Source organism: Methylotuvimicrobium buryatense 5G (genome assembly GCF_000341735.1).
Taxonomy (GTDB): Bacteria; Pseudomonadota; Gammaproteobacteria; order Methylococcales; family Methylomonadaceae; genus Methylotuvimicrobium; species Methylotuvimicrobium buryatense.
The window spans coordinates 1,878,144-1,882,202 of record NZ_KB455575.1 but is presented as its reverse complement, the minus strand read 5'-3'; the positions used below and the strand labels follow the sequence as shown (position 1 = coordinate 1,882,202).

Below are 4,059 nucleotides of genomic sequence, written 5' to 3'. Positions count from 1 at the left end.
ATCAAGTGCTCTTTACTGGCCTCTTCGCCAAACGCTTTTTTGAAACCGAAGTCGGTAAACAGGTTGATATATTTTTCTTTCACGGCACGGTTTGAGCTTTATGCGAGTTGTTATGGCGAAGTATATATATTGTTCGGTTTTTTCAAGCTTTAGATGAACTCGACATCTTCCTTTGATTTTCGCTGAGCGTATTTACGCGGTTCTATGAGAAAGGCGGTTAAAACCAGGGCAAACATATTAAAAATTCGTTGGAAAGATAAAATCGCTGCCAGCGAAGGAACATTAGCCTCTTTTTTACTGATATCGCGAAGCTAGAGCTTCACGTATCGGTTTCCCAAGCAGGAGCTTGGGAAACAGCAGAATAATCTGCCCCAAAGGCGTTACTAAAATCTTACCTACGCCCAAACAAAGCGATGGGTTTCCGCTTCGCTGCTACCCATCCTACAGCTGGCGATAGTTTCCACAGTGTATGGATCTGTTACCAAATTTTCGGTGAAAATTTGCCGTCGTTGCGGATTAAGACGGTGTTGCCGCTTTGGGCGAGTACGTATAGGCCTTTTCGGTAAGCATAGCGGGCAACGTCATTCGGCATGACCATTGCTGCAACTGCGCCCATTAGTTCGACATCCCGATATTTGGGCAATAATCGTTTTAGTTTTTCCAGCCGGTTCAAATGCTCGTTGACATCGTCGATGGTCATTTGGCTTTTGCATTCCACGGCAATCGCGGTTTGTTCGTTGACGACCAATAGATCAATTTCGGCCGATTCGCCGTTTCTTTCGGCATAGATGTTCGGGTGTACCTCGTGTACGTCGATGCCGCGTTCACGAAACAGGTTAACAAGTGCCGGTCGAACCATTTCTTGTACGAAATCGCCCAATCGGTTGCCTAGATCGCCGATGCTTTTGCTGACTTCTTTAACTAGGCGTTCGGTGTCTTTGAATTTTCGGTCTGTTTCTTCGAAGCGGCGGGCGACTTCGCGAAACATTTCCCAGACTTCATCTCGGGTTACGGTGGTCATTGCGGCTCTCCTGATACTTTTGACATAAGCATTTTATCAATGATCTAATGCCGTGTTTATAATTGTTTTTTAGATATGGCGGGAATTACTGAGGTTGTGAGTATTCAGTTCCACGACCATTCTCGTTCCCATGCTCTGCGTCATTGCCATTAAGTTTAGCCGTCACAGAATAAGTAATGTTGGATTCAGGCTCGAATGTGCCTCAAAAGCCTGCCATCCATGGCACTGGATTCCGCCAATCCATGGCGGAATGACGGGGTTCTCTTAACTTAATGGCAGTCATGCTCTGCGTGGGAATGTCTGAGTACCGCTCCAGCGGTACGAGACGCTAGAGCGTCTCGGGCTGCATTCCCACGCTGGAGCGTGGGAACGATAGGGGGTGAATAATTACCTGAGGTTAGTCATGGCGTTAAACGTTGCAATTAAACAGGGCATTAGTGAAGACGACTATTTGCTGGGTGAGCTGTCTTCGGAAATCAAGCATGAGTTGATCGATGGTGTTGCTTATGCGATGGCGGGTGCCAGTAAGAATCATGAGCGCATCATTATTAATGTTTTTTCACAGTTATTACCACTATTGCAAAATTCGTCCTGTGAAGCATATAGCAGTAACGTCAAAGTTAAAGTCGGCGAAAATTTTTTTTATCCCGATGCCATGGTGGTGTGTGAGGATCGTTCCGAAAACCCCTATTACACGGAGTCTCCGACGGTTTTAGTCGAAGTGTTGTCTTCATCGACGCGCCGCATGGATCAAACGATAAAGCGCTTGGCTTACCAATCGATTCCATGTTTACAAGAGTTGGTTTTGATCGAGCAGGATTTTGTCGATGTCGAAGTTTGCAGACGCAGCAACGATTGGTTGTCACGGCATTATTTTTTAGGCGATGAATTTATGCTTGAATCCGTAGGATTGACTTTGTCGGTTGCCGATATCTATCGGCGTGTTCAGAATCCCGATATGCTTGCTTATTTGCAAAAACAAGAGCTTTCATGAAGCCTTCCTCCTCCGCCAAAGTCTTAACTTGATGGCAGTGACTGAATGGTTACCAAATTTTCGGTGAAAATTTGCCGTCGTTGCGGATTAAGACGGTGTTGCCGCTTTGGGCGAGTACGTATAGGCCTTCGCGGTATGCATAGCGGGCAACGTCATTCGGCATGACCATGGCGGCAACAGCGCCCATCAGTTCGACATCCCGGTATTTTGGCAATAAGCGTTTCAATTTTTCCAGTCGGTTCAAATGTTCGTTGACGTCGTCAATGGTCATTTGGCTTTTGCATTCTACGGCAATCGCGGTTTGTTCGTTGACGACCAACAAATCGATTTCGGCCGATTCGCCGTCGCGTTCGACGTAGATGTTCGGATGGACTTCGTGTACATCGATGTTTCGCTCGCGAAATAAGTTCACGAGTGCCGGACGGACCATTTCTTGTACGAATTCGCCTAATCGGTTGCCCAGGTCGCCGATGCTTTTGCTGACTTCTTTAACTAGGCGTTCGGTGTTTTGGAATTTACGGTCGGTTTCTTGAAACTTGCGGTCGGTGTCTTTGAATTGCTTAGTAGTTTCTTGAAATTTTCGATCGGTCTCTTTGAATTGCTTATCGGTCTCTTCGAAGCGGCGTGCCACTTCGCGAAACATTTCCCAAACTTCATCACGGGTTACGGTGGTCATGGTCTCGCTCCTGGTATTCCGGCGGATGCACTTTTAACCGGATTTATTCGTTAAACCCGGTCGTTTCGATAGTCTAGCATAGCGCAAGGGGCTCCGAAAACTATCATGCCGGCATTGCGTAGTCTGTATGCAGCGTTAGCGGAATACGAGCTTTCGTGGCTTCGATTGCCCCGGATAGCGCGTTGCTCCATCTGGGCTACGCGGTTATTTGTTCTGGTGTATCTGAAGCCGGGAAGGTCGAGTTAATCAGAGCCGTAACCCGATTATCGATGGATAAAACGTCGGGTTAGGCTAGCGCTAACCCGATCTATGCGACTGCCGAAATTCGGCTTCCCACTTAAGGCGGGACAAGAGCACTAATGATTAACCGTTCGCCCTGATTCTAGTCGAAGGGTGGGCGGGATTTAGAATGCTCACCAAATGGGGAGCGATTGGAATGCGGTCAGCCTTACAGTAAGCTAATCTTTCCAGCCATTCCAAAGCGCCGATACTCTTCTTATTCTTTATTTCGCCGACGGTAAGAAAAGTAACCCGATCCCTTTTACTAATTAATGGGTGGTTATTTTAATGCGCTTGACCACGATTTTTTAAAGGTTCATCTGAAATGAAATGCGCAAGGTTAGCACGTATTTCGGCAAGGGCAGCTATGCTGAGTCCAGTCAGTTCGGCTATGTCTTCATCGCTCATCTCCCTGCGGATCATTCTGATCGCTAAGTTGCGTTTTTCATCTAGCCGGCCTTCTTCCCTACCTTCATCCCTCGCCGTGTCGATTACGTTTTTTAGATCGCGGTAGTATTTCAGACTGGATTCATAGGCGTCGCGTTCTTCCGGTTGAAAGCGGGCGATCCGAGCTTTTTCGAACAGGCTCAGGAAGACCCTTTCGCGCAGCCTTGGCGGAATTTCGTCCAGTTCATGCAGGTGGCGGAACACGTAAAACCATTTATCTTGCAGAGTGTCCAGTTCATCCTCGGTTTTGGTAAAATTGGGCAGGGTCAAATAAATAAAGGTTAATTTGTCGTAAAAAACCTGATGATGCTGGTTTTTCAATTGGACCCGATGCACGACTTCGTGACGGCCTTGGCTTTCGTCTTCATCAAAGACAAAATCCAGGATGCCGATCGTATAAACCGCAGCCAGCTTAAAATTCCAGTCACCTCGCTCGGCTTGCTGTTGAATCGGAAAAGTGGAATAAAACACGCTACGATCTTTAAAGAAGTTCTGCTTAGCCTTTTGCAATTCTACAATGAAGTATTCGCCGGTCGAGCTGACACAGCTGAGGTCGAAAATCGCTTTGCGGTCTAAAGCCGAAGCCCCCTGACGTTCATTTTGATTGAATTGCAACTCTTGAATTTGGTGTTTTTCCGGCAG

The 4,059-nt window shown here is 47.0% G+C and carries 4 protein-coding genes; 1 reads left to right on the top strand and 3 read right to left on the bottom strand.

Annotation, left to right across the window (positions count from 1 at the left end; all coding sequences use genetic code 11):
• Positions 1–478: 478 nt before the first annotated feature.
• On the bottom strand, positions 479–1,021 hold the full coding sequence (locus METBU_RS28025; RefSeq protein ID WP_017840193.1) for a hypothetical protein: 543 nt from the start codon (positions 1,019–1,021) through the stop codon (positions 479–481).
• A gap of 403 nt (positions 1,022–1,424) precedes the next feature.
• Between METBU_RS28025 and METBU_RS0108390 the strand changes: the two genes are divergently transcribed.
• A complete protein-coding gene (locus tag METBU_RS0108390) occupies positions 1,425–2,015 on the top strand; it encodes a Uma2 family endonuclease (RefSeq protein ID WP_017840192.1) in 591 nt (196 codons plus the stop codon).
• Positions 2,016–2,064: 49 nt separating this feature from the next.
• On the opposite strand, the gene METBU_RS0108385 is transcribed toward METBU_RS0108390, so the two are convergent.
• Both METBU_RS0108385 and METBU_RS23705 read right to left on the bottom strand, forming a co-directional pair.
• Complete coding sequence (locus METBU_RS0108385; protein WP_017840191.1) at positions 2,065–2,691, bottom strand: hypothetical protein; 627 nt, start codon at positions 2,689–2,691, stop codon at positions 2,065–2,067.
• Between the two features lie 564 nt (positions 2,692–3,255).
• Positions 3,256–4,059: Rpn family recombination-promoting nuclease/putative transposase (locus METBU_RS23705; protein WP_017840190.1), on the bottom strand; the 804-nt coding region annotated here is incomplete at its 5' end.